We start from the raw sequence: 23,488 nt of genomic DNA on the forward strand, positions 1-23,488 counted from the left end.
ATCGCGGCCTTTTTTTGGTGTTGCTGAGGGCCTCATCGCGGGCAAGCCCGGCTCCCACATTCGAGCGCATTCCTACAGGAAAACCCGGTCAACTGTGGGAGCCGGGCTTGCCCGCGATAGCCTCGCCACGGTTTACTTGCCGAGCGGAATTTTAGGCGCCCAAGTCAGCCATTCCTCTTCGAACTTGTCGAACAGCGGAAAGGTTTGCTGCGGCCGTGCAGCGTTGCCCATGCGCTCACCGTCTGGCGTGGCGAAAGCGATACCGCCGGAGACCAGGGTCTCCAACGACTCGGTGCGTACCGTTGCGCCTTTGAACAGGCCGAAATCGAGACCGAAACCGCTGGTGTTCCAGAAGCGGCTGCCACCGCGTACCAGCGGCGCGTACTTCGGCTCGATCAGGATGTGAATCAGCACGCGGTCGGCGGTCTGGCCCAACTCGTAGCCGGTGACTTTGCCCACGGTGACTTCGCGGTAAGTCACCGGTACGCCTTCCTTCAACGAACCACGCCGTGCGGCACTGAGTGTCAGGCTCAGGCCTGCCTCTTGGTGGGCCGCTTCAGGCGGCTGATCCAGCGCGACAAAGCTCTTCTGTGGACCGGCATTTTTCGCCGCTGGCTGCACCTCGATGTACTGCCCGGTAACCAGGGTTTCCAGGTTGGAGGTTTTCATCAGGCCCAGCTCAGGCTTTACCACCCAGAACTGGCTGCCGACACGCGCGATGCGATCCGCCACTTGGGTGATGCGCGCGCTGAGCAGCACCGACTGCATATCGGCGCTCAGGTCGACGCTCTCGATCTTGCCGACATCCAGGCCTTTGAAACGCACCGGCGTGCCAGGACGCATGCCGTCGGCGCGGTCGACCTTGATGGTCACCAGGGTGCCGCGTTGATTGGCGGCCTCGCGATCGGCAAAGAGACGGAAGCGCGGGATGCGCTTTTTCAGCGGCACATTGGGTTCCGGGGTTTCGAAGGCGATACCGCCGGCCATCAAGCTGGCCAGGGATTCACTTTTCACCTGGATGCCGCCAGTGAGCCCGCCGGTCAGGGTGACGCCGCTGGCATTCCAGAAACGCGTCGAGCCGTTGACCAGGTTTTCGTATTCCTTCTCGATATGAACGCCGATCACCAGTTGTTTGTTCTTGCGCGAGAACTGATAGCTCTGCACCGAACCGACCTTGACCTGTTTATAGAGAATCGGGCTACCGACATCCAGGGAGCCGAGGTTGTCAGTGAACAGCACCATGTGCAGGCCTGGAGAGCGCAGGTCCAGCGGCGGTGCCTTGGCCCGCGCAACGAATTCGCGTTGCGGCGCGCTGCCTTTGTCACCAGGGCGAATGGCGATGTAGTTACCCTTGACCAGGGCTTCCAGCCCGGTGATGCCCGCCAGGGAGATGGAGGGTTTGACCACCCAGAACTGGGTGTCCTGCACCAGGTAGTCTTCGGCCAATGGGTCGAGCGTCAACTCGGCATTGGCGCTGGACAGGTCAGGGTCGATCTTCAAGGTTTTCAGGCTGCCGACCTGGATGCCTTTGTACATGACGGGCGTACGGCCAGCCTGCAGGCCTTCGAAGTCGGTGAGCTTGACCTTGACCTTGATGCCAGCAGCGGCGGCGTCGAAGTCTTCATACAAGCGGAACGGCAGGCTCGGATCCGTCGGCGGGCTGTCCTTGCGGTTCTCCGGCGTGGCGAAGGCAATCCCGCCGGCGACGATACTGGAGAGCGATTCACTGCGTACTTTCACGCCGGAAAGATTGGCGTCGATGCTGATGCCGCTGGCGTTCCAGAAACGTGTGTGTTTGCGCACCAGGCTCGCGTAGGTCGGCTCGATGTAGACCTTGATCTCTACGGTGCTCTGGTCCTCGGAAAGCAGGTAGCTTTTGACCTGGCCAACCTGGATCTGTTTGTAGAACACTGGACTGCCACGGTTCAGCGAGCCGAGGCGATCGGCCTTGATGGTCAGGTGCAGGCCGGGCTTGGCGTCTGACAACGGCGGCTCTTCGGAGAGCGCCTTGAATTTGCGCGTGGGCTCACCATCACCCGGGCTGGCGGCGATGTAATTACCCGACACCAAGGTTTCCAGGCCGGTAATACCGGCGAGGCTGACACTCGGCTTGACCAGCCAGAAGCGCGTATTGGTCTTGAGATATTGGTCGACGTCCTTGTTCATCTCGATGGTGGCAATCACCCCACGGTTACTGCCCTCGTCGTCCAGGGCCAAGGTCTTGACCTTGCCCACGGACATACCTTTGTAGACCACTTCCGTTTTGTTGGCCTGGATACCTTCGCCACTTTCAAAGCGCACCTGGATCTCGATGCCCTGTTGGGAATAGGCGCGCCACCCCAACCAACCGCCGATGATCAGGGCAATCAGGGGTAACACCCAAATGGCCGACCAGTTGGAGGCCGGGCGGGTTTTAGCTTTAGGCAAATCACTCATGGTCGTCGTCCGACTCCGTGTTATCCCAAATCAGTCGGGGATCGAAAGTTACTGCGGCAAGCATCGTCAAGATCACCACACTGGCGAACGCCGCGGCGCCGAGGTTTGCCTCGACACTGGCAAGTCGCCCAAAGTTTACAACCGCCACCAGGATGGCGATCACGAAGATATCCAGCATGGACCAACGTCCAATGAATTCGATGAAGCGGTACATCACAATGCGCTGTTGCGCGGATAGCGGTTGGTGGCGCTGTACAGAGAACAGTAGCAGGCCAATGCCTACCAGCTTGAACGTGGGCACCAGGATACTGGCGATAAATACCACCGCCGCGATGGGAAACATACCGTGCTGCACCAACTGGATCACACCGGCCATGATGGTACTGGGATCACCCTGGCCGAGGGAATTGATGGTCATGATAGGCAGCAGGTTGGCGGGGATATACAAAATGGCCGCCGTGATCAACAACGCCCAGGTGCGGGTGAGGCTGTTTGGACGCCGGGCATGGATCAGCGCACCGCAGCGAGTGCAGGTTTGCTCATCGGTGTCCGCTGCCTGTTTGTTCAATTCGTGGCATTCGGTACAAATCAGAATGCCTGCATCAATCGCCCGCATGATCATCCTCTCCTGACAACGCTTGCCAGATCTGGTGGGGCGACATCACCACCTCAAGCAGTACCTGAACCATTAATAGACTGACAAAACACACGAGCCCCAAGCCGACCGTGATAGAGGCCATGTCGGCGAGCTTTACGATCGCCACCAGTACGCCCATCAGGTAGACCTCCAGCATCCCCCAGTCTTTGAGGTGGTGGTAAATGCGGTACAGCAACAGCCCATAGCTGCGGCCCACCTTCCAACGAATGCTGAGCAGGACTGCGAGCTGGCAGAGCAGCTTGAGCAAGGGAATCCCCATGCTGCACAGGAACACAACGGCGGCGACGCCTTGCATGCCGGTATCAAACAAGCCGACCACGCCACTCCACACGGTGTCTTCCGAGGACTGCCCGAGTAGATTGAGCTGCATGATGGGCAAAAAGTTCGCGGGGATGTACAGCAACAGCGCCGCGAGCACCAAGGCGAGACTTCGCTCAACGACATTGTGGCGGTGAGCGTACAGCTCGTAACCGCAACGCGGGCATTGGGCTTTTTCGCCAAGGGCAAGCTTGGGTTTGCGCATCAGCAAGTCGCACTCATGGCATGCCACCAGGTCGTCCAGTGGTAAATCCGACACCTCAGGGGCATCAACCGGATCGGGCATAGATAGGGCTCTGACTCTAAAAAAGGTTAGGTGCCTATTCTAGTGGTCTGGTTCAGAAATAACTGTGCAAATTTGTCGGGGCTTAGGGCCCCACATGGACATACCGGATAGGGGGAGTCGGGGGGGGGGTTAGGACGGCTTGAGCTGATGGCGGGGGCTGCGGCCACCCACTTACTTTTCGACCGCCCAAAACAAAACCCCTGTCTGCGTTAGCAAACAGGGGTTCTGGAATTTAATCTTGACGATGACCTACTCTCACATGGGGAAACCCCACACTACCATCGGCGATGCATCGTTTCACTGCTGAGTTCGGGATGGGATCAGGTGGTTCCAATGCTCTATGGTCGTCAAGAAATTCGGGTACTGAGTCGTGACCATGTGGTCTCGACTTCAGCAAATTGGGTATGTGATAGCTTTCGGTGTTTTGTGAACGTCGAACTTTCGGTTCATTTCGTCTTCACACACCGCAATCTGGTGCTCTTTTGCCTTTCAGCTCGAAGCAAGCAAATTGCTTGGGTGTTATATGGTCAAGCCTCACGGGCAATTAGTATTGGTTAGCTCAACGCCTCACAGCGCTTACACACCCAACCTATCAACGTCGTAGTCTTCGACGGCCCTTCAGGGAACTCAAGGTTCCAGTGAGATCTCATCTTGAGGCTAGTTTCCCGCTTAGATGCTTTCAGCGGTTATCTATTCCGAACATAGCTACCCGGCAATGCCACTGGCGTGACAACCGGAACACCAGAGGTTCGTCCACTCCGGTCCTCTCGTACTAGGAGCAGCCCCTCTCAAATCTCAAACGTCCACGGCAGATAGGGACCGAACTGTCTCACGACGTTCTAAACCCAGCTCGCGTACCACTTTAAATGGCGAACAGCCATACCCTTGGGACCGGCTTCAGCCCCAGGATGTGATGAGCCGACATCGAGGTGCCAAACACCGCCGTCGATATGAACTCTTGGGCGGTATCAGCCTGTTATCCCCGGAGTACCTTTTATCCGTTGAGCGATGGCCCTTCCATACAGAACCACCGGATCACTAAGACCTACTTTCGTACCTGCTCGACGTGTCTGTCTCGCAGTCAAGCGCGCTTTTGCCTTTATACTCTACGACCGATTTCCGACCGGTCTGAGCGCACCTTCGTACTCCTCCGTTACTCTTTAGGAGGAGACCGCCCCAGTCAAACTACCCACCATACACTGTCCTCGATCCGGATAACGGACCTGAGTTAGAACCTCAAAGTTGCCAGGGTGGTATTTCAAGGATGGCTCCACGCAGACTGGCGTCCACGCTTCAAAGCCTCCCACCTATCCTACACAAGCAAATTCAAAGTCCAGTGCAAAGCTATAGTAAAGGTTCACGGGGTCTTTCCGTCTAGCCGCGGATACACTGCATCTTCACAGCGATTTCAATTTCACTGAGTCTCGGGTGGAGACAGCGCCGCCATCGTTACGCCATTCGTGCAGGTCGGAACTTACCCGACAAGGAATTTCGCTACCTTAGGACCGTTATAGTTACGGCCGCCGTTTACCGGGGCTTCGATCAAGAGCTTCGCGTTAGCTAACCCCATCAATTAACCTTCCGGCACCGGGCAGGCGTCACACCCTATACGTCCACTTTCGTGTTTGCAGAGTGCTGTGTTTTTAATAAACAGTCGCAGCGGCCTGGTATCTTCGACCGGCATGAGCTTACGGAGCAAGTCCTTCACCCTCACCGGCGCACCTTCTCCCGAAGTTACGGTGCCATTTTGCCTAGTTCCTTCACCCGAGTTCTCTCAAGCGCCTTGGTATTCTCTACCCAACCACCTGTGTCGGTTTGGGGTACGGTTCCTGGTTACCTGAAGCTTAGAAGCTTTTCTTGGAAGCATGGCATCAACCACTTCGTTAACTAAAAGTTAACTCGTCATCAGCTCTCGGCCTTAAGATCCCGGATTTACCTAAGATCTCAGCCTACCACCTTAAACTTGGACAACCAACGCCAAGCTGGCCTAGCCTTCTCCGTCCCTCCATCGCAATAACCAGAAGTACAGGAATATTAACCTGTTTTCCATCGACTACGCTTTTCAGCCTCGCCTTAGGGACCGACTAACCCTGCGTCGATTAACGTTGCGCAGGAAACCTTGGTCTTTCGGCGTGGGTGTTTTTCACACCCATTGTCGTTACTCATGTCAGCATTCGCACTTCTGATACCTCCAGCAAGCTTCTCAACTCACCTTCACAGGCTTACAGAACGCTCCTCTACCGCATCACTTACGTGATACCCGTAGCTTCGGTGTATGGTTTGAGCCCCGTTACATCTTCCGCGCAGGCCGACTCGACTAGTGAGCTATTACGCTTTCTTTAAAGGGTGGCTGCTTCTAAGCCAACCTCCTAGCTGTCTAAGCCTTCCCACATCGTTTCCCACTTAACCATAACTTTGGGACCTTAGCTGACGGTCTGGGTTGTTTCCCTTTTCACGACGGACGTTAGCACCCGCCGTGTGTCTCCCATGCTCGGCACTTGTAGGTATTCGGAGTTTGCATCGGTTTGGTAAGTCGGGATGACCCCCTAGCCGAAACAGTGCTCTACCCCCTACAGTGATACATGAGGCGCTACCTAAATAGCTTTCGAGGAGAACCAGCTATCTCCGAGCTTGATTAGCCTTTCACTCCGATCCACAGGTCATCCGCTAACTTTTCAACGGTAGTCGGTTCGGTCCTCCAGTTAGTGTTACCCAACCTTCAACCTGCCCATGGATAGATCGCCCGGTTTCGGGTCTATTCCCAGCGACTAGACGCCCTATTAAGACTCGCTTTCGCTACGCCTCCCCTATTCGGTTAAGCTCGCCACTGAAAATAAGTCGCTGACCCATTATACAAAAGGTACGCAGTCACAGAACAAAGTCTGCTCCCACTGCTTGTACGCATACGGTTTCAGGATCTATTTCACTCCCCTCTCCGGGGTTCTTTTCGCCTTTCCCTCACGGTACTAGTTCACTATCGGTCAGTCAGTAGTATTTAGCCTTGGAGGATGGTCCCCCCATATTCAGACAAAGTTTCTCGTGCTCCGTCCTACTCGATTTCATGACTAAGAGATTTTCGCGTACAGGGCTATCACCCACTATGGCCGCACTTTCCAGAGCGTTCCGCTAATCTCAAAGCCACTTAAGGGCTAGTCCCCGTTCGCTCGCCACTACTAAGGGAATCTCGGTTGATTTCTTTTCCTCAGGGTACTTAGATGTTTCAGTTCCCCTGGTTCGCCTCTTGCACCTATGTATTCAGTACAAGATAACCATCTTATGATGGCTGGGTTCCCCCATTCAGACATCTCCGGATCAAAGTCTGTTTGCCGACTCCCCGAAGCTTTTCGCAGGCTACCACGTCTTTCATCGCCTCTGACTGCCAAGGCATCCACCGTATGCGCTTCTTCACTTGACCATATAACCCCAAGCAATCTGGTTATACTGTGAAGACGACATTCGCCGAAAATTCGAATTTCTCAACTAAGAGAACTCACAAATTTTACCTTAGCCTGATCCGTTACCAGTGAAAGTAACGTTCAGTCTATCTTTCTATCACATACCCAAATTTTTAAAGAACGATCTAATCAAAGACTAGAAATCAACATTCACCATCAACCTGATGGAATGCTCATTTCTAAGCTTTCAAAACTTTCAGAAGCAGTAGTGGTGGAGCCAAACGGGATCGAACCGTTGACCTCCTGCGTGCAAGGCAGGCGCTCTCCCAGCTGAGCTATGGCCCCGTATTTCTACAGGCGTTTCCCACACAAAATTGGTGGGTCTGGGCAGATTCGAACTGCCGACCTCACCCTTATCAGGGGTGCGCTCTAACCAACTGAGCTACAGACCCAATTTCGGGCTGCTTCTTATCGTCTTCTTCAATGAATCAAGCAATTCGTGTGGGAACTTATGGAGCAGCTGATGTCGTCGATTAAGGAGGTGATCCAGCCGCAGGTTCCCCTACGGCTACCTTGTTACGACTTCACCCCAGTCATGAATCACACCGTGGTAACCGTCCCCCCGAAGGTTAGACTAGCTACTTCTGGTGCAACCCACTCCCATGGTGTGACGGGCGGTGTGTACAAGGCCCGGGAACGTATTCACCGCGACATTCTGATTCGCGATTACTAGCGATTCCGACTTCACGCAGTCGAGTTGCAGACTGCGATCCGGACTACGATCGGTTTTATGGGATTAGCTCCACCTCGCGGCTTGGCAACCCTCTGTACCGACCATTGTAGCACGTGTGTAGCCCAGGCCGTAAGGGCCATGATGACTTGACGTCATCCCCACCTTCCTCCGGTTTGTCACCGGCAGTCTCCTTAGAGTGCCCACCATTACGTGCTGGTAACTAAGGACAAGGGTTGCGCTCGTTACGGGACTTAACCCAACATCTCACGACACGAGCTGACGACAGCCATGCAGCACCTGTCTCAATGTTCCCGAAGGCACCAATCTATCTCTAGAAAGTTCATTGGATGTCAAGGCCTGGTAAGGTTCTTCGCGTTGCTTCGAATTAAACCACATGCTCCACCGCTTGTGCGGGCCCCCGTCAATTCATTTGAGTTTTAACCTTGCGGCCGTACTCCCCAGGCGGTCAACTTAATGCGTTAGCTGCGCCACTAAGAGCTCAAGGCTCCCAACGGCTAGTTGACATCGTTTACGGCGTGGACTACCAGGGTATCTAATCCTGTTTGCTCCCCACGCTTTCGCACCTCAGTGTCAGTATCAGTCCAGGTGGTCGCCTTCGCCACTGGTGTTCCTTCCTATATCTACGCATTTCACCGCTACACAGGAAATTCCACCACCCTCTACCATACTCTAGTCAGTCAGTTTTGAATGCAGTTCCCAGGTTGAGCCCGGGGATTTCACATCCAACTTAACAAACCACCTACGCGCGCTTTACGCCCAGTAATTCCGATTAACGCTTGCACCCTCTGTATTACCGCGGCTGCTGGCACAGAGTTAGCCGGTGCTTATTCTGTCGGTAACGTCAAAACAGTTACGTATTAGGCAACTGCCCTTCCTCCCAACTTAAAGTGCTTTACAATCCGAAGACCTTCTTCACACACGCGGCATGGCTGGATCAGGCTTTCGCCCATTGTCCAATATTCCCCACTGCTGCCTCCCGTAGGAGTCTGGACCGTGTCTCAGTTCCAGTGTGACTGATCATCCTCTCAGACCAGTTACGGATCGTCGCCTTGGTGAGCCATTACCCCACCAACTAGCTAATCCGACCTAGGCTCATCTGATAGCGCAAGGCCCGAAGGTCCCCTGCTTTCTCCCGTAGGACGTATGCGGTATTAGCGTCCGTTTCCGAACGTTATCCCCCACTACCAGGCAGATTCCTAGGCATTACTCACCCGTCCGCCGCTCTCAAGAGAAGCAAGCTTCTCTCTACCGCTCGACTTGCATGTGTTAGGCCTGCCGCCAGCGTTCAATCTGAGCCATGATCAAACTCTTCAGTTCAAACATCTTTGGGTTTTTAAGAAACCCTAAACTTGGCTCAGCAATCGTTGGTTACATCTTTGATTTCTCGCGGAGTAACTTGTGATGCTGATAATCTTGTTGACTATCAGTCTGACTCCACAAGCACCCACACGAATTGCTTGATTCAGTTGTTAAAGAGCGATTGGTTAAGATCTTTCGTCTCAACCGAGGCGCGCATTCTACAGCAGCCTCATTTGCTGTCAAGTGATTATTTTCAGAAGTTTTCGAAGATTTCTTCAACAACTTCAACCACTTGCGCTTCCGATCTCTCGTTAGCGGGAGGCGAATTCTACAGCGTTACACGCTGCTGTCAACACCTCTTTTTCTCCGCTTTCGACCGAGAGGATCGAAACGTTAATAGAGCCAAACAACACTGCCCTACCAACTCCTTCTGGGCTTCGATGAACTGAAGCAAGTCGCTGTCGAATCTCGCGTAACTCTTTGTTTGCCAAGGAGTTTTCCGTTTCGACTGCGCCGGAAGTGGGGCGAATTATAGACTTCCAGAATCTGCCGTCAACACCTTTTTTCACATTTCTGTCATATCGGTCAAAAAGCCCCCAAAAACGCGAAAGCCGGCCCCAAGGGGCCGGCTTTCTACTTACCCAGCCTTACAGGCTAGGGAAGGCAAACTGCGACGCTTCATGACTGGCGCGCTGCGGCCAACGCTGGGTAATCGCCTTGCGACGGGTATAGAAGCGCACGCCATCCGGCCCATAGGCATGCAAGTCGCCAAACAGCGAACGCTTCCAGCCACCAAAGCTGTGATACGCGACCGGCACCGGCAATGGAACGTTCACACCGACCATGCCCACTTCAATCTCGTCACAGAACAGCCGGGCCGCTTCACCGTCACGGGTGAAGATGCACGTGCCATTACCGTATTCGTGATCGTTGATCAGTTGCATCGCCGCTTCCAGGCTGCTCACCCGGACCACGCACAGCACCGGCCCGAAGATCTCTTCCTTATAGATACGCATCTCAGGCGTCACGCGGTCGAACAGGCTACCGCCCAGGAAGAAGCCCTCTTCATGCCCGGCAACACTCAAACCACGCCCGTCGACCACCAGCTCAGCGCCCGACGCCACGCCGTCTTCTATATAGCCACTGACTTTATCCCGTGCCTGCCCCGTCACCAACGGCCCCATATCCAGGCCGCAGGATGTGCCCGCACCAATCTTCAGCGCCTTGACCTGCGGTACCAGCTTGGCGATCAACGCATCCGCCACCTGATCACCCACGCACACCGCCACCGAGATCGCCATGCAACGCTCGCCACAGGAACCATAGGCCGCGCCCATCAACGCGCTGACCGCGTTATCCAGGTCCGCATCCGGCATCAACACCGCATGGTTCTTCGCGCCGCCCAGGGCTTGGACGCGCTTGCCGCGTTTGGTTGCCTCGGCATAGATGTATTCGGCAATCGGCGTCGAACCAACAAAGCTCAGCGCCTTGACTTCTGGGGCCTCGATCAACGCATCCACCGCGCCCTTGTCGCCGTGCACCACGCTCAGCACGCCCTTGGGCAAACCGGCTTCCTGCAGCAGTTGTGCAATCAATAGCGTCGAACTCGGGTCGCGCTCGGACGGCTTGAGGATGAAACAGTTACCGCAGACGATCGCCAGTGGGTACATCCACAGCGGCACCATCGCCGGGAAGTTGAACGGGGTGATGCCAGCCACCACACCCAACGGCTGGAAGTCCGACCACGCATCAATGTTCGGCCCGACGTTGCGGCTGTACTCACCCTTGAGAATTTCCGGCGCCGAGCACGCGTACTCAACGTTCTCGATTCCGCGCTTGAGCTCACCGGCAGCATCTTCCAGCGTCTTGCCGTGCTCTTCACTGATCAACTGCGAGATGCGTGCTTCGTTCTGCGCCAGCAATTGCTTGAACCGGAACATCACCTGGGCGCGCTTGGCCGGCGGGGTATTACGCCAGGCTGGAAACGCTGCCTTGGCCGAGTCGATCGCCTGTTGAATGGTTTCACGGCTGGCCAACGGCACCTGGTGAATGACCTGGCCGGTGGATGGGTTGTAGACGTCGGCGCTTCGACCGCTGTCGTTGACCAACTCACCGTTGATCAAATGCTGGATAAGGCTCATGCAGGGCTCCTGAAAAGTTGTTCTATATAGAAGGAGAAATCAGTCGATCTTGTTCAGCACTTCGCCGACCGCATCGAACAGACGATCCAGGTCCTGCGGCTTGCTGTTGAAGGTTGGCCCGAACTGCAGGGTGTCACCGCCAAAGCGCACGTAGAAACCGGCCTTCCACAACGCCATGCCGGCCTCGAATGGACGCACGATCGCATCACCGTCACGCGGGGCAATCTGGATCGCACCGGCCAGGCCATAGTTACGAATGTCGATCACGTTCTTGCTGCCCTTCAAGCCGTGCAGCGCATTCTCAAAGTGCGGGGCGACTTCGGCTACGCTCTGCACCAGGTTTTCCTTCTGCAGCAGGTCCAATGCCGCAAGGCCGGCAGCGCAGGCTACCGGGTGCGCCGAGTAGGTGTAGCCGTGAGGGAATTCCACCGCGTACTCAGGCGTCGCCTGGTTCATGAAGGTCTGATAGATCTCGCTGCTGGCAATCACCGCGCCCATCGGGATCGCGCCGTTGGTGACTTGCTTGGCGATGCACATCAGGTCCGGGGTCACACCGAAGCTGTCGGCGCCGAACATCGAGCCGGTACGGCCGAAACCGGTGATCACTTCGTCGAACACCAAGAGGATGTTGTGCTGGTCGCAAATCTCACGCAGACGCTTGAGGTAGCCCTGTGGCGGTACCAGCACGCCGGCGGAACCGGCCATCGGCTCGACAAACACGGCGGCGATGTTCGACGCGTCATGCAATTCGATCAGTTTGAGCAGCTCATCGGCCAAGGCAATCCCGCCCTGCTCAGGCATACCACGCGAGAACGCATTGCTCGCCAGCAAGGTGTGCGGCAGATGGTCAACATCCATCAAGCCCTGGCCAAACAGTTTACGGTTGCCGTTGACGCCGCCCAGGCTGGTACCGGCGATGTTCACCCCGTGGTAACCACGGGCGCGGCCGATCATCTTGGTCTTGGTGGCCTGGCCCTTCAGGCGCCAGTAGGCACGCACCATCTTCACCGCCGTGTCGGCGCACTCGGAACCGGAGTCGGTGAAGAACACGTGGTTGAGGTTGCCCGGGGTCAGATCGGTGATCTTTTCTGCCAGCTGGAAAGACAACGGGTGACCGTATTGGAAGCCCGGGGAGTAGTCCAAGGTGCCCAACTGCTTGGCGACGGCCTCCTGGATTTCCTTGCGAGTGTGCCCGGCGCCACAGGTCCACAGGCCCGACAGCGAATCGTAGACCTTGCGGCCCTTGTCATCCGTCAGCCAACTGCCTTCGGCGGCGACGATCAGCCGTGGGTCACGCTGGAAGTTACGGTTGGCCGTGTAGGGCATCCAGTGCGCATCCAACTTCAGTTGGCTGGCCAGGGACGAAGGGGCGTTTTCGGGCATGTTCATCAGCAAAACCTCGCAGGGCAAAAGGCAGCGTCGGGATTGAAAAGCGTTGTTGCAGCTAAATTGCCACGGGGATAAAGTCGGTGAAATCCAACTCTTCTAACCTTCAGTCAGGCCTTTACTAAACTATGAGCAGCCGTCGACCCGATCCTCTGGCCCAAGTCAGCGACTTCGATATTCGCCTGCTGCGCATCTTTCGCAGCGTGGTCGAGTGCGGCGGCTTTTCGGCGGCGGAGACCGTACTCGGCATCGGCCGCTCCGCGATCAGCCAGCAGATGAGCGATCTGGAGCAGCGGCTCGGATTAAGACTCTGTCAGCGTGGCCGCGCCGGTTTTTCCCTTACCGAAGAGGGCCGCGAGGTCTACCAATCGGCGCTGCAGCTATTAAGTGCCCTGGAAAGCTTTCGCACCGAGGTCAACGGCCTGCACCAGCATCTGCGCGGTGAGTTGATCATCGGCCTGACCGACAACCTGGTCACCCTGCCCCACATGCGCATCACGCACGCGTTGGCGCAGTTGAAGGAACGCGGTCCGGACGTGCAGATCCAGATCCGCATGATCGCGCCCAATGAAGTGGAACAAGGGGTACTCGACGGCCGCCTGCACGTCGGCGTGGTGCCCCAGGCCAGCGCCCTCTCCGGCCTCGAATACCAGCCGTTGTACAGCGAACGCTCGCTGCTCTACTGCGCCGTCGGCCACCCGCTGTTCTATGCCGATGACAAGCAACTCGACGACGCGCGCATCGACACCCAGGACGCCATCGCCCCCACCTTCCGCCTGCCCGCCGAGATCCAGGCCCATTACCAGGCGCTCAACTGCACCGCCAGCGCCTCCGACCGCGAGGGCATGGCGTTCCTGATTCTGACCGGTCGCTACATCGGCTACCTGCCCGACCACTACGCCAGCCTGTGGGTGCAACAAGGCCGACTGCGCGCGCTGAAACCGACTACACGTTTTTACGATTTGAGCCTCGCATCGGTCACGCGCAAGGGACGTCGCCCTCATTTGGTGCTGGAAAGTTTCCTGGAAAGCCTGGCAGCAACGCGCTAACTCGGGGCCTGCGCAAAAAGCTGAGCAGTTGGACAGTTTTTTGCAAGGGTACGAGGACCTTGAACCGTCCGCCTCGAGTTGCCCGCCATGCCACCAGAATCCACCAGCCCCAGTGACCTGATCTACGGCCTGAATGACCGACCGAAACCGCTGCCCTCCCTGCTGGCCGCCTTGCAACATGTGTTGGCCGCCTTCGTCGGCATCATCACCCCGCCGCTGATCATCGGGTCCACGCTGGGCCTTACCGCCCACTTGCCCTACCTGATCAGCATGGCTTTGATGGTGTCCGGCGTAGGAACCTTCATCCAGGCCCGCAGGCCATTCGGCATTGGCGCCGGGATGATCTGCCTGCAGGGCACCAGCTTTGCGTTTCTCGGCGCAGTGTTGTCCGCAGGGTTCCTGGTCAAGCAACGTGGCGGCAGCCCGGAAGACATCCTGGCGATGATCTTCGGTGTGTGCTTTTTCGGCGCGGCGGTACAGATCGTGTTGAGTCGTTTCATCGGCCAGTTGCGCCGGGTCATCACCCCGTTGGTCACCGGGATTGTCATCACGCTGATCGGCATCAGCCTGATCAAGGTCGGCATCACGGATTTGGGCGGCGGCTTCAATGCCCCGGACTTCGGCGCCCCGACCAACCTGGCGCTGGGCCTGTTCGTGGTGCTGACGATCATCCTGCTCAATCGCTCCAACACGCCGTGGGTGCGCCTCTCGGCCATCATTATCGGGTTGGCCCTCGGCAGCCTGGCGGCATGGTTCAGTGGCAAGCTGGTGCCACACGCCCTGCCCGATTTGCCTCTGGTCAGCCTGCCGATACCGTTTCGCTTCGGCTTCAACTTCGACTGGAGCGCATTCCTGCCAATCGCGCTGATTTATCTGATCAGCAGTATCGAAACCGTGGGCGACCTCACGGCCAACTGCATGATCGCCCGTCAACCCATCAGCGGCCCTGCTTATATAAGCCGGCTTAAAGGCGGCGTGCTCGGCGATGGCGTCAGCTGCATGATCGCCGCCACCTTCAGCGCCTTCCCCAACACCACCTTTGCGCAGAACAACGGCGTGATCCAACTCACCGGCGTGGCCAGCCGTTACGTCGGGCTGTACATCGGCGTGGTGCTGTTCGCCCTGGGCCTGTTCCCGTTGATTGGCGCGGTGCTGCAGCAGATCCCCAAGCCGGTGCTGGGCGGTGCGACCCTGGTGATGTTCGGCAGCGTGGCCGCCGCCGGCGTGCGCATCCTGGCCCAGGCGCCGCTGGACCGGCGCAGCATGCTGATCATCGCCACTTCATTCGGCGTCGGCCTGGGCATTGCCGCCCAACCCAACCTGCTGCACTTGATGCCCGTCCTGGTGCAGAACCTGTTCGACTCGGCCATCACCAGCGGCGGGCTGACGGCGATTGTGTTGTGCCTATTACTGCCGGAAACCAAAGCGACCTCGGTTGCCGCAAACCGCGCGTCGGAAAGCGACAGCCTTGAACCGCTTTGACGGTTTTATTGCATCGGGACTTGTCTGAGGCTTGAGGGTGGGTTATCTGTGCACACGTCGCCATCATCGATCAGCACGGAAACCTCCATGAGCCTCGAAGTTCCTGCCCACAGCAACCCCGCCGGTAAACCCGCCAGCCGCATTCGGCAAAAGAACGAACAAGCGATTCTCCAGGCTGCTGAAGATGAGTTCGCGCGCCATGGCTACAAAGGCACCAGCATGAATACGATTGCCGCGAGCGCCGGGCTGCCCAAGGCCAACCTGCATTACTACTTCACCAATAAACTGGGCCTGTATATCGCGGTGCTCAGCAATATCCTGGAGTTGTGGGACAGCACCTTCAACGCCCTGACCGCCGATGACGACCCGGCTGTAGCCCTCACCCGCTACATTCGCACCAAGATGGAATTCTCGCGACGCCAACCCCAGGCCTCGCGGATCTTCGCGATGGAGATCATCAGCGGCGGCGAATGCCTGACCGAATATTTCAGCCAGGACTACCGCGCCTGGTTCAGCGGCCGGGCGGCGGTGTTCCAGGCCTGGATGGATGCCGGCAAGATGGACCCGGTCGACCCGGTACACCTGATCTTCCTGTTGTGGGGCAGCACCCAGCATTACGCCGACTTCGCCACCCAGATCTGCCGTGTCACCGGGCGCACCAAGCTGACCAAGCAAGACATGGAAGACGCCGGGACCAACCTGATCCACATCATTCTCAAAGGCTGTGGCGTCAAGCCGGCCCCCTGAAGACGCGACTTATGCCTTTCACGCTTACCGGCCTTTGCGAGTTTCGCGAAGAAATTCGCAAAAGCCGCTTTATCACCCTCGCCGCACCGATCACCAGCCCGCAGGACGCCCAGGCGTTTTTCGAGCAACACAGCGACTTGAACGCCACGCACAACTGCTGGGCCTGGAAGCTCGCCGATCAATACCGCAGCAATGACGACGGTGAACCTGGCGGCACCGCTGGGCGGCCGATCCTTGCGGCCATCGAGGCACAAGGATTCGATCAGGTCGCCGTGCTGGTGATCCGCTGGTACGGCGGCATCCAACTGGGTACCGGCGGCCTCGCGCGCGCCTATGGCGGCGGCGCGAATAAATGCCTGCAGGCCGCCGAGCGCATCGAGCTGATCAGCCGCGTGCCGCTGAGTTGCGCCTGCAGCTTCTCCGAACTGAACCTGGTCAAGCTGCGCGTCGCCGAACTCGGCGGGCTCGTCGTCGAGGAAAACTTCACCGCCAACGGCGTGGAGCTGCAACTGGCCCTGGGCGAAACCCAGATCGACACCCTGCAAACCCAGCTCGCCGACTTGAGCCGAGGACGTATCCTGCTGCAACGCTGAAACTGCTACTGTTGTGCACTGAGTTCCCTGAACCGCGATTTCAAAGGAAGCCCTTCATGTCTACGCCAAAAACCGCACTGATCATCGGCGCCTCGCGCGGGCTGGGCCTTGGCCTGGTCAAGCAATTGCTCAAGGATGGCTGGGACGTGACCGCCACCGTGCGTGATCCGAACAAGGCCGATGCCCTCAAAGCCGTCGGCCCGGTGCAGATCGAGAAGCTCGACATGGACGATCAACAAGCCGTGATCGCCCTGAACCAGCGCCTCAAGGACCGCACCTTCGACCTGCTGTTCGTCAACGCCGGCGTCAAGGGCCCCGCCAATCAGGAACCTGGTCATGCCACCCTGGCGGAAGTCGGCCAGCTGTTCTTCACCAACGCCGTGGCGCCGATCAACCTGGCCCAGCGCTTTGTCGGGCAGATCCGCAAGGACAGCGGTGTGCTGGCGTTCATGAGTTCGGTGCTGGGCAGCGTGACCATCCCCGATGGCTCGGACCTGGCGCTGTACAAGGCGAGCAAGGCCGCGCTCAACTCGATGACCAACAGCTTTATCACGCAACTCGGTGACCACAAGCTCACCGTGCTGTCGCTTCATCCGGGCTGGGTGAAGACCGACATGGGCGGCGAAAACGCGCATATCGATGTCGACACCAGCGTGCGCGGCCTGGTGGACCAGGTGAACGCCTACACCGGCAAGGGCGGCCATCACTTCATCGACTACAAGGGCGACACCATCGCCTGGTAACGCCACTCCACTGTGGGAACGCTTGCCGGCGATGGTCTCAAAAGCAGCGCGTTCCTACAGATAGACCCGAACATAGACTACAAGTAGACTCTGCATCTCGCCCTCACCGGCGACCCTGGATCAGCAGACAGGGCAACACTGAGCTGGCAAACCTGAACCCATCATTCAGAGGAGCCGGCCAATGCCTGCGACCCGTATCTGGTTAAAAAACCCCCTCGCTATTTTCACTGCCAACGGCCTCGACGCCCGTGGCGGCCTGGTGCTGCAAGACGGTGTAATCACCGAGCTGCTTCCCCTGGGCCAAGCCCCCGCACAACCCTGCGCGCAGGTGTTCGACGCGCGCGAACACGTGATCCTCCCGGGGCTGATCAACACCCACCACCATTTCTATCAGACCCTGACCCGCGCCTGGGCGCCGGTGGTCAACCAGCCGTTGTTTCCCTGGTTGAAAACCCTGTACCCGGTATGGGCACGGCTGACCCCGGAAAAACTCGCGCTGGCCACTAAAGTTGCACTCGCCGAGCTGCTGCTCTCGGGCTGCACCACGGCGGCCGATCACCACTACCTGTTCCCCGACGGCCTGGAAAATGCCATCGATGTACAGGTGCAAAGCGTGCGCGAACTGGGCATGCGCGCCATGCTCACCCGCGGTTCCATGAGCCTGGGCGAAGCCGACGGCGGCCTGCCGCCGCAGCAGACGGTGCAACAAGGCCAAGTGATCCTTGACGACAGCCAACGCCTGATCCGCGAATACCACCAGCGGGGCGACGGCGCGCAGATCCAGATTGCCCTGGCGCCCTGCTCGCCGTTTTCCGTCACGCCGGAAATCATGCGCGCCAGCGCCGAGCTGGCCGACCAACTCGATGTGCGCCTGCACACCCACTTGGCGGAAACCCTCGATGAAGAAGACTTCTGCCTGCAGCGTTTCGGCCTGCGCACGGTGGACTACCTCGACAGTGTCGGCTGGCTCGGCCCGCGCACCTGGCTGGCCCATGGCATTCACTTCAACCCGGATGAAATCGCGCGCCTGGGAGCGGCCGGTACCGGCATCTGCCACTGCCCGAGTTCGAACATGCGCCTGGCGTCGGGCATCTGTCCGACCCTGGACCTGCTCGCCGCCGGCGCGCCTATCGGCCTGGGCGTGGACGGCTCGGCCTCCAATGATGCCTCGAACATGATTCTCGAGACCCGCCAGGCCCTGTACATCCAGCGCCTGCGTTATGGCGCCGAGAAGATCACGCCAGAAGGCGTACTGGGCTGGGCGACCAAGGGTTCGGCGCAGCTGCTGGGGCGCACGGATATCGGCGAGCTGGCCGTTGGCAAACAGGCCGACCTGGCGCTGTTCAAGCTCGATGAGCTGCGCTTCTCCGGCAGCCACGACCCGATTTCCGCCCTGCTGCTGTGTGGTGCGGACCGTGCGGACCGGGTGATGATCGGCGGCCAGTGGCGTGTGATCGACGGGCAGGTTGAAGGCCTGGACCTCAAAGGCTTGATTGCCGATCACAGCCAGGCGGCGCGTGAACTGATCAACCCAATTTAACGGAAGAAACGCCATCAACATGTGGGAGCGGGCTTGCTCGCGAATGCAGTAGATCAGTCAGCTTATGCATCGACTGACACACTGCCTTCGCGAGCAAGCCCGCTCCCACACTGGTTTCCAGGGTGCTCTGTAGAGCCGTTTACAAACCCAGCAACGACAGCATGATAAACGTCGCAAACAGCACAAAGTGGGTCATCCCTTCGATAGCGTTGGTTTCGCCATCGTTGAGGTTGATCGCGCTGACAATCAGCGTGATAAACACCATCACCGTCTGCACCGGCGTCATCGCCATCTGGAACGGCTGGCCGGTGTAGAGCGCCATGGCCTCCATGACCGGCACCGTCAGGATCACCGTCGACAAGGATGCACCCAACGCGATGTTGACCACCGATTGCATGCGGTTGGCCAGGGCGGCGCGCAAGGCCGTCAGGATTTCCGGTGCCGCTGAAATCGCCGCGACCACAATCGCAGTGATGACCGGCGGTGCTCCCGTACCTTCCAGGCCCAGGTCGAGCGTCTTGGACATCACTTCGGCCAGTGCGCCAATCACAATCACGCCAAACACCAGGGTGCCGATGGAGAACGCCAGGTTCACCGGCGGCGCCTGATCCTCTTCCGGCAGTTTCTTGCGACGCTTTTCCGGGTAGCTGTAGCTGAAGAAATAACTGTGCGGCCCTACCTGCATTCTCAGGAACAGGGTGTAGAGCACCACCATCGCACCGATGGTGAAGGCCGAGTAGATTTTCCAGTCGGCCTCGGGGATAAATTCCGGCACCACCATCGACACGCCCATGGCGGTGAGGATCATCACGCTGTAGGTGCGTGCCGAATCATCGTTGTAGGACTGTTCGCCATGCTTGATGCCGCCCATCAACGCCGCCAGGCCGAGGATGCCGTTGATATCGAGCATCACTGCCGAATAGATGGTGTCGCGCACCAGGGTTGGCGACGGCTCATTGCTCATCATGATCGCCAGGATCACCACTTCCACCAGTACGGCGGCGAGGGTCAGGATCATCGTGCCGTAGGGGTCGCCGACCTTTTCCGCCAACTGCTCGGCATGGTGCGCCACGCGCATCGAGGCCACCACGATAAACGCAATCAGCACCACGCCGGCCAGCAGCGCGACCATCTGCCCGCTGTGCAGCATCCAGTGCTCCAACGGGTAGGCGGCGATGGCGGCAATCAGCGCCAGCAACATGAATTTTTCTTGCTTGAGGGATGTGAGCATTCCGGGCCTTTTAGGACGGCAAATCAGTCATTGATGGGGTACAGACTGCGTCACGCCGCTAACGTTTCGTTACACCTTAGTTCACGCGGCCCTTGCGCGAACCCACCAAAACTCTTCTGCCGGTCAGGTTTTGCCGATTATTTCAGCCATGACCTGTAGAATGCCGCCATTGCACCTGATGAGAATTATAGAAATGTACGATTGGCTCAACGCCCTGCCCAAGGCTGAATTGCACCTGCACCTGGAAGGCTCGCTGGAGCCTGAGCTGCTGTTCGCCCTGGCCGAGCGCAACAAGATCGCGCTGCCGTGGAACGACGTTGAAACCCTGCGCAAGGCCTACGCCTTCAACAACCTGCAAGAGTTTCTCGACCTGTATTACAAGGGCGCCGACGTGCTGCGCACCTCCCAGGATTTCTATGACCTGACCTGGGCCTACCTGCTGCGCTGCAAAGAACAGAACGTGATCCATACCGAACCGTTCTTCGACCCGCAGACCCATACCGACCGTGGCATCCCGTTCGAAGTGGTGCTCAACGGTATCGCCGCGGCCCTCAAAGATGGCGAGCAGCAACTGGGGATCACCAGCGGCTTGATCCTCAGCTTCCTGCGCCACCTGAGCGAAGCCGAGGCCGAGAAAACCCTCGACCAGGCGCTGCCGTTCCGTGACGCGTTCGTGGCCGTGGGCCTGGACAGTTCGGAAATGGGCCACCCGCCGAGCAAGTTCCAGCGCGTGTTCGACCGTGCTCGCCACGAAGGCTTCCTCACGGTTGCCCACGCCGGCGAAGAAGGCCCGCCCGAGTACATCTGGGAAGCCATCGACCTGCTGAAAATCCAGCGTATCGACCATGGCGTGCGCGCCATCGAAGACGAACGCCTGATGCAGCGCATCATCGACGAGCAGATCCCGCTGACCGTATGCCCGCTGTCCAACACCAAACTGTGCGTGTTCGACGACATGGCGCAGCACAACATCCTCGACATGCTCGAGCGTGGCGTGAAGGTGACGGTGAACTCGGATGATCCGGCGTACTTCGGCGGCTATGTCACCGAGAACTTCCACGCGCTGTACACCTCGCTGGGCATGACCCAGGACCAGGCCAAACGCCTGGCGCAGAACAGCCTGGACGCGCGACTGGTAAAAACCTGACGATGCCGGACGCGGGCTTGCTGGCGAAGGCGGCAGATCAGTCAAACACCGAGTGACTGACACGCCGCCTTTGCGAGCAAGCCCGCTCCAACGGCGACCTCTTCACCTCAAGCCTGCTCCGGCGCCGCGAGCCGAGTGATTTCCGCCAGCCCGGTCTCGCTGACCAGCAAGGCGCGGGACTCGTTGACCGCGCGAATCCAGCCCGACTGCACAAACAGTTGTAGCAACCCCGCACCCAACGCCCCTCCCAGGTGCGGTTGATGCTGGCTCCAGTCAAAACAATCGCACGCCAGCGGTGACGCCAGCGCCGGCGTGAAAATACCCAGCCTCGCCAAGCGCTGCGCACCCTTGAACGTGACGTCGGTGCGCTGCTCAGCGCGCTCGATCCACCCTGCGTCGATCATCCGTTGATACACCCCCGCCGCCAGCTCGCCGCCCAGGTGACCATGGCATAACCGTGCGTGGCGCAGCGACGCAGGCGCCATCAAGGCCGGCGGCGACGACTCGGGGGCAGAACGCACGGCACTGGCCATGGTCGTCGTGGCCAGGGCATCGATGGCGCTGCTGACGTCCGCTGCCGCCATGCGAAACAGCCGCTGGCCGCGTCGAGCTTCGACCCGCAGCAGGCCGCTGCCGGTCAGCCGTGCCAGGTGTGCCGTGGCGGACGCCGGTGACAGCTCGGCGAGGGAGGCCAGTTCGGCGCAAGACTTGGCCGAGCCGTCCATCAATGCCCATAGCATGGCGGTACGCTTGGGCTCGGCGAGCAAGCTGGCGATCTGACTGATGCAAGGTGCCTGTTCCATCTATCCACTCCCTGTTGAATCATTTATCTGCTGCGGTTGGTGCCGAAGTATAGGTGCGCAAACCCGCGGTTCCTCGACGTCCGACAGCACGTATAGGGACAGGCTCTGAGTGAAATTTCCTGCTTTGATGGAGGCTACTGCGAAGCGCGCGGGCGCTCTGGCCTTTGCGCGGTCAATGTCGCACAGCGAGCCACAAGCATTTCCCGCAGCAGGTTGATGGGTTTACTCAACTGCGCACGGTGCGCGCACAGCAGATTCAGTGGCGTTCGCTCGCCGCGCAGCTCCGGCAGGATCAATCGCAAGCGCCCGGCCAGCACATCGGTGCTCACATCCAGCCATGACTTGTAGGCAATGCCCACGCCAGCCACCGCCCAGCGTCGCACCACGTCGGCGTCGTCGCTGAAGCGATCACCCGAGACCGTCAGGCTGACTTCGCGCTTGCCGTCGTGGAAACTCCAATGGTCGTGGACCCGGCTGCCGAGCATGTACAACAGGCAGTTGTGCTGGGCCAATTGTTCCAGGTGCCGGGGCTCCCCGTGGCGTGCGAGGTAGCTGGGCGCGGCACACAGCACTCGGACATTCTCGGGAGCCACGGGCAGCGCAATCAGGCTTGAGTCTTCCGGCTCGCCATAACGCAGGGCGATATCCACCGGCTGGCGGAACAGGTCGGCGATTCGATCACCCAACAATAAACGTACGGTGAGTTGCGGGTGTTCACGCTGGAACTCATCCAGCCACGGCAGCAGCTGGTTGCGGCCGAAATCCGACGGCGCTGACAGTTGCAGCACGCCGCTGACATGGTCCTGGCCGCTGGCCAACAGGCGCCGCCCCTCATCCAGCGCGCCCAACGCGGCGCGCGCGTATTCGAGGAAACCCTCGCCTTCGGCAGTCAGGCGCAGGCTGCGCGTGGACCGGGCCAGCAGGCGCGTGCCCAGTTGCTCTTCAATCCGCTTGAGTGCCGCGCTGGCCACGGCGGGCGACAGGTCCATGACCCGCGCTGCAGCCGAAAGGCTGCCCAGGTCGGCTGCGCGAACAAACAACTGCAAATCGTCAAAACGCAGCATGCATCCCATCCATTATCAAAATTTCGTTGAAACAGACTGCTGTTTTAGCCGCTTTTATCTTCACGGGAAATAGCCAATCATCTGTACATCCCGTTCATCACGTGTCTGGAGTTGCCATGTCCACTGCCTTTAACGTCATTGCCACGCTGATCGCCAAGCCCGGCCAACAGGCCACCCTGGAAACCCTGCTGCGCGGCCTGCTGGAACCCACCCGCCTGGAAGCCGGTTGCGAGCAATACGACCTGCACCAGGACCTGCAACACCCCGAGACCTTCTACATGCTCGAACGCTGGGCCGATGACGCCGCACTGGCCGACCACGACCAGAGCGCACACATCCAGAGTTTTCGCGCCAAGGCCGCCGATGTGATCGAACACTTCGAACTCAAGCGCCTGAAATTTCTCGCCTGATCACTG

The 23,488-nt window shown here is 58.7% G+C and carries 16 protein-coding genes, 2 tRNA genes and 3 rRNA genes; 8 read left to right on the top strand and 13 right to left on the bottom strand.

Annotated features, from left to right (window positions below; all coding sequences use genetic code 11):
- Window positions 1–132: 132 nt before the first annotated feature.
- The 10 genes from C9990_RS27875 to C9990_RS27925 all read right to left on the bottom strand — a co-directional run bounded on the left by C9990_RS27875 (window position 133) and on the right by C9990_RS27925 (window position 12,676).
- Entirely contained in the window at window positions 133–2,436 is a 2,304-nt protein-coding gene (locus C9990_RS27875; RefSeq protein WP_106805249.1) for a PqiB family protein, read from the bottom strand.
- Window positions 2,429–3,052, bottom strand: a complete 624-nt coding sequence (locus tag C9990_RS27880) for a paraquat-inducible protein A (RefSeq protein WP_065900398.1) — start codon at window positions 3,050–3,052, stop codon at window positions 2,429–2,431. Before C9990_RS27880 ends, C9990_RS27875 begins: the two co-directional genes overlap by 8 nt.
- A complete protein-coding gene (locus C9990_RS27885) occupies window positions 3,039–3,698 on the bottom strand; it encodes a paraquat-inducible protein A (RefSeq protein WP_065900397.1) in 660 nt (219 codons plus the stop codon). Before C9990_RS27885 ends, C9990_RS27880 begins: the two co-directional genes overlap by 14 nt.
- A 236-nt stretch (window positions 3,699–3,934) precedes the next feature.
- A 5S ribosomal RNA gene (gene rrf, locus C9990_RS27890) occupies window positions 3,935–4,050 on the bottom strand.
- Window positions 4,051–4,221: 171 nt separating this feature from the next.
- A 23S ribosomal RNA gene (locus tag C9990_RS27895) occupies window positions 4,222–7,113 on the bottom strand.
- Window positions 7,114–7,362: 249 nt separating this feature from the next.
- Window positions 7,363–7,438: transfer RNA gene (locus tag C9990_RS27900), tRNA-Ala, on the bottom strand.
- 30 nt (window positions 7,439–7,468) lie between these two features.
- Window positions 7,469–7,545, bottom strand: a tRNA-Ile gene (locus tag C9990_RS27905).
- A gap of 82 nt (window positions 7,546–7,627) precedes the next feature.
- Window positions 7,628–9,164, bottom strand: a 16S ribosomal RNA gene (locus C9990_RS27910).
- The 16S, 23S and 5S rRNA genes sit together here with 2 tRNA genes alongside, the layout of an rRNA operon.
- A 629-nt stretch (window positions 9,165–9,793) precedes the next feature.
- Window positions 9,794–11,287 (bottom strand): CoA-acylating methylmalonate-semialdehyde dehydrogenase, encoded by a 1,494-nt coding sequence (locus C9990_RS27920; RefSeq protein ID WP_106805250.1) that lies wholly within the window; start codon window positions 11,285–11,287, stop codon window positions 9,794–9,796.
- A gap of 39 nt (window positions 11,288–11,326) precedes the next feature.
- Complete coding sequence (locus tag C9990_RS27925; protein WP_065900385.1) at window positions 11,327–12,676, bottom strand: aspartate aminotransferase family protein; 1,350 nt, start codon at window positions 12,674–12,676, stop codon at window positions 11,327–11,329.
- Window positions 12,677–12,801: 125 nt separating this feature from the next.
- Here C9990_RS27925 and C9990_RS27930 point away from each other — a divergent pair, with 125 nt between their 5' ends.
- From C9990_RS27930 to C9990_RS27955, 6 genes are all read left to right on the top strand, one after another.
- The gene (locus C9990_RS27930; RefSeq protein ID WP_065900383.1) at window positions 12,802–13,722 is read left to right on the top strand and encodes a LysR family transcriptional regulator; all 921 of its coding nucleotides are present in this window, start codon (window positions 12,802–12,804) and stop codon (window positions 13,720–13,722) included.
- Between the two features lie 87 nt (window positions 13,723–13,809).
- Window positions 13,810–15,204 carry a uracil-xanthine permease family protein gene (locus C9990_RS27935; protein ID WP_065900381.1) on the top strand — a complete coding sequence of 465 codons (1,395 nt, stop codon included), beginning with the start codon at window positions 13,810–13,812 and terminating at the stop codon, window positions 15,202–15,204.
- 87 nt (window positions 15,205–15,291) lie between these two features.
- Window positions 15,292–15,951: a TetR/AcrR family transcriptional regulator gene (locus C9990_RS27940; RefSeq protein WP_065900379.1), complete on the top strand. Its 660-nt coding sequence runs from the start codon at window positions 15,292–15,294 to the stop codon at window positions 15,949–15,951.
- A gap of 11 nt (window positions 15,952–15,962) precedes the next feature.
- Window positions 15,963–16,544 carry a YigZ family protein gene (locus C9990_RS27945; protein ID WP_106805251.1) on the top strand — a complete coding sequence of 194 codons (582 nt, stop codon included), beginning with the start codon at window positions 15,963–15,965 and terminating at the stop codon, window positions 16,542–16,544.
- A gap of 56 nt (window positions 16,545–16,600) precedes the next feature.
- A complete protein-coding gene (locus C9990_RS27950) occupies window positions 16,601–17,287 on the top strand; it encodes an SDR family oxidoreductase (RefSeq protein ID WP_106805252.1) in 687 nt (228 codons plus the stop codon).
- Window positions 17,288–17,468: 181 nt separating this feature from the next.
- Complete coding sequence (locus C9990_RS27955; RefSeq protein WP_065900375.1) at window positions 17,469–18,827, top strand: 8-oxoguanine deaminase; 1,359 nt, start codon at window positions 17,469–17,471, stop codon at window positions 18,825–18,827.
- A gap of 139 nt (window positions 18,828–18,966) precedes the next feature.
- Here the strand turns inward: C9990_RS27955 and C9990_RS27960 are convergent, their stop codons facing one another.
- Window positions 18,967–20,058: a calcium:proton antiporter gene (locus tag C9990_RS27960; protein ID WP_106805253.1), complete on the bottom strand. Its 1,092-nt coding sequence runs from the start codon at window positions 20,056–20,058 to the stop codon at window positions 18,967–18,969.
- A 193-nt stretch (window positions 20,059–20,251) separates the two neighbouring features.
- Here C9990_RS27960 and C9990_RS27965 point away from each other — a divergent pair, with 193 nt between their 5' ends.
- Window positions 20,252–21,205, top strand: coding sequence for an adenosine deaminase (locus C9990_RS27965; RefSeq protein WP_106805254.1), 954 nt, complete (start codon window positions 20,252–20,254; stop codon window positions 21,203–21,205).
- 107 nt (window positions 21,206–21,312) lie between these two features.
- Here C9990_RS27965 and C9990_RS27970 read toward each other — a convergent pair whose 3' ends face one another.
- The gene (locus C9990_RS27970; RefSeq protein ID WP_106805255.1) at window positions 21,313–22,008 is read right to left on the bottom strand and encodes a helix-turn-helix transcriptional regulator; all 696 of its coding nucleotides are present in this window, start codon (window positions 22,006–22,008) and stop codon (window positions 21,313–21,315) included.
- 134 nt (window positions 22,009–22,142) lie between these two features.
- Window positions 22,143–23,072, bottom strand: a complete 930-nt coding sequence (locus C9990_RS27975; protein WP_065900369.1) for a LysR family transcriptional regulator — start codon at window positions 23,070–23,072, stop codon at window positions 22,143–22,145.
- A 116-nt stretch (window positions 23,073–23,188) separates the two neighbouring features.
- Between C9990_RS27975 and C9990_RS27980 the strand changes: the two genes are divergently transcribed.
- Window positions 23,189–23,482: a putative quinol monooxygenase gene (locus C9990_RS27980; RefSeq protein WP_065900367.1), complete on the top strand. Its 294-nt coding sequence runs from the start codon at window positions 23,189–23,191 to the stop codon at window positions 23,480–23,482.
- The last annotated feature ends 6 nt before the right edge of the window (window positions 23,483–23,488 follow it).

It is taken from the genome of Pseudomonas sp. S5D5, assembly GCF_003013355.1.
Taxonomy (GTDB): Bacteria; Pseudomonadota; Gammaproteobacteria; order Pseudomonadales; family Pseudomonadaceae; genus Aquipseudomonas; species Aquipseudomonas aylmerensis.

Bases quoted from the DNA above. Each gene is read 5' to 3' on its own strand.
- C9990_RS27955 (WP_065900375.1), top strand. From the start codon at position 17,469: ATGCCTGCGACCCGTATCTGGTTAAAAAACCCCCTCGCTATTTTCACT.
- C9990_RS27960 (WP_106805253.1), bottom strand. From the start codon at position 20,058: ATGCTCACATCCCTCAAGCAAGAAAAATTCATGTTGCTGGCGCTGATT.
- C9990_RS27880 (WP_065900398.1), bottom strand. From the start codon at position 3,052: ATGCGGGCGATTGATGCAGGCATTCTGATTTGTACCGAATGCCACGAA.
- C9990_RS27935 (WP_065900381.1), top strand. From the start codon at position 13,810: ATGCCACCAGAATCCACCAGCCCCAGTGACCTGATCTACGGCCTGAAT.
- C9990_RS27885 (WP_065900397.1), bottom strand. From the start codon at position 3,698: ATGCCCGATCCGGTTGATGCCCCTGAGGTGTCGGATTTACCACTGGAC.
- C9990_RS27920 (WP_106805250.1), bottom strand. From the start codon at position 11,287: ATGAGCCTTATCCAGCATTTGATCAACGGTGAGTTGGTCAACGACAGC.
- C9990_RS27950 (WP_106805252.1), top strand. From the start codon at position 16,601: ATGTCTACGCCAAAAACCGCACTGATCATCGGCGCCTCGCGCGGGCTG.
- C9990_RS27965 (WP_106805254.1), top strand. From the start codon at position 20,252: ATGTACGATTGGCTCAACGCCCTGCCCAAGGCTGAATTGCACCTGCAC.
- C9990_RS27945 (WP_106805251.1), top strand. From the start codon at position 15,963: ATGCCTTTCACGCTTACCGGCCTTTGCGAGTTTCGCGAAGAAATTCGC.
- C9990_RS27930 (WP_065900383.1), top strand. From the start codon at position 12,802: ATGAGCAGCCGTCGACCCGATCCTCTGGCCCAAGTCAGCGACTTCGAT.
- C9990_RS27875 (WP_106805249.1), bottom strand. From the start codon at position 2,436: ATGAGTGATTTGCCTAAAGCTAAAACCCGCCCGGCCTCCAACTGGTCG.
- C9990_RS27925 (WP_065900385.1), bottom strand. From the start codon at position 12,676: ATGAACATGCCCGAAAACGCCCCTTCGTCCCTGGCCAGCCAACTGAAG.
- C9990_RS27940 (WP_065900379.1), top strand. From the start codon at position 15,292: ATGAGCCTCGAAGTTCCTGCCCACAGCAACCCCGCCGGTAAACCCGCC.
- C9990_RS27980 (WP_065900367.1), top strand. From the start codon at position 23,189: ATGTCCACTGCCTTTAACGTCATTGCCACGCTGATCGCCAAGCCCGGC.
- C9990_RS27975 (WP_065900369.1), bottom strand. From the start codon at position 23,072: ATGCTGCGTTTTGACGATTTGCAGTTGTTTGTTCGCGCAGCCGACCTG.
- C9990_RS27970 (WP_106805255.1), bottom strand. From the start codon at position 22,008: ATGGAACAGGCACCTTGCATCAGTCAGATCGCCAGCTTGCTCGCCGAG.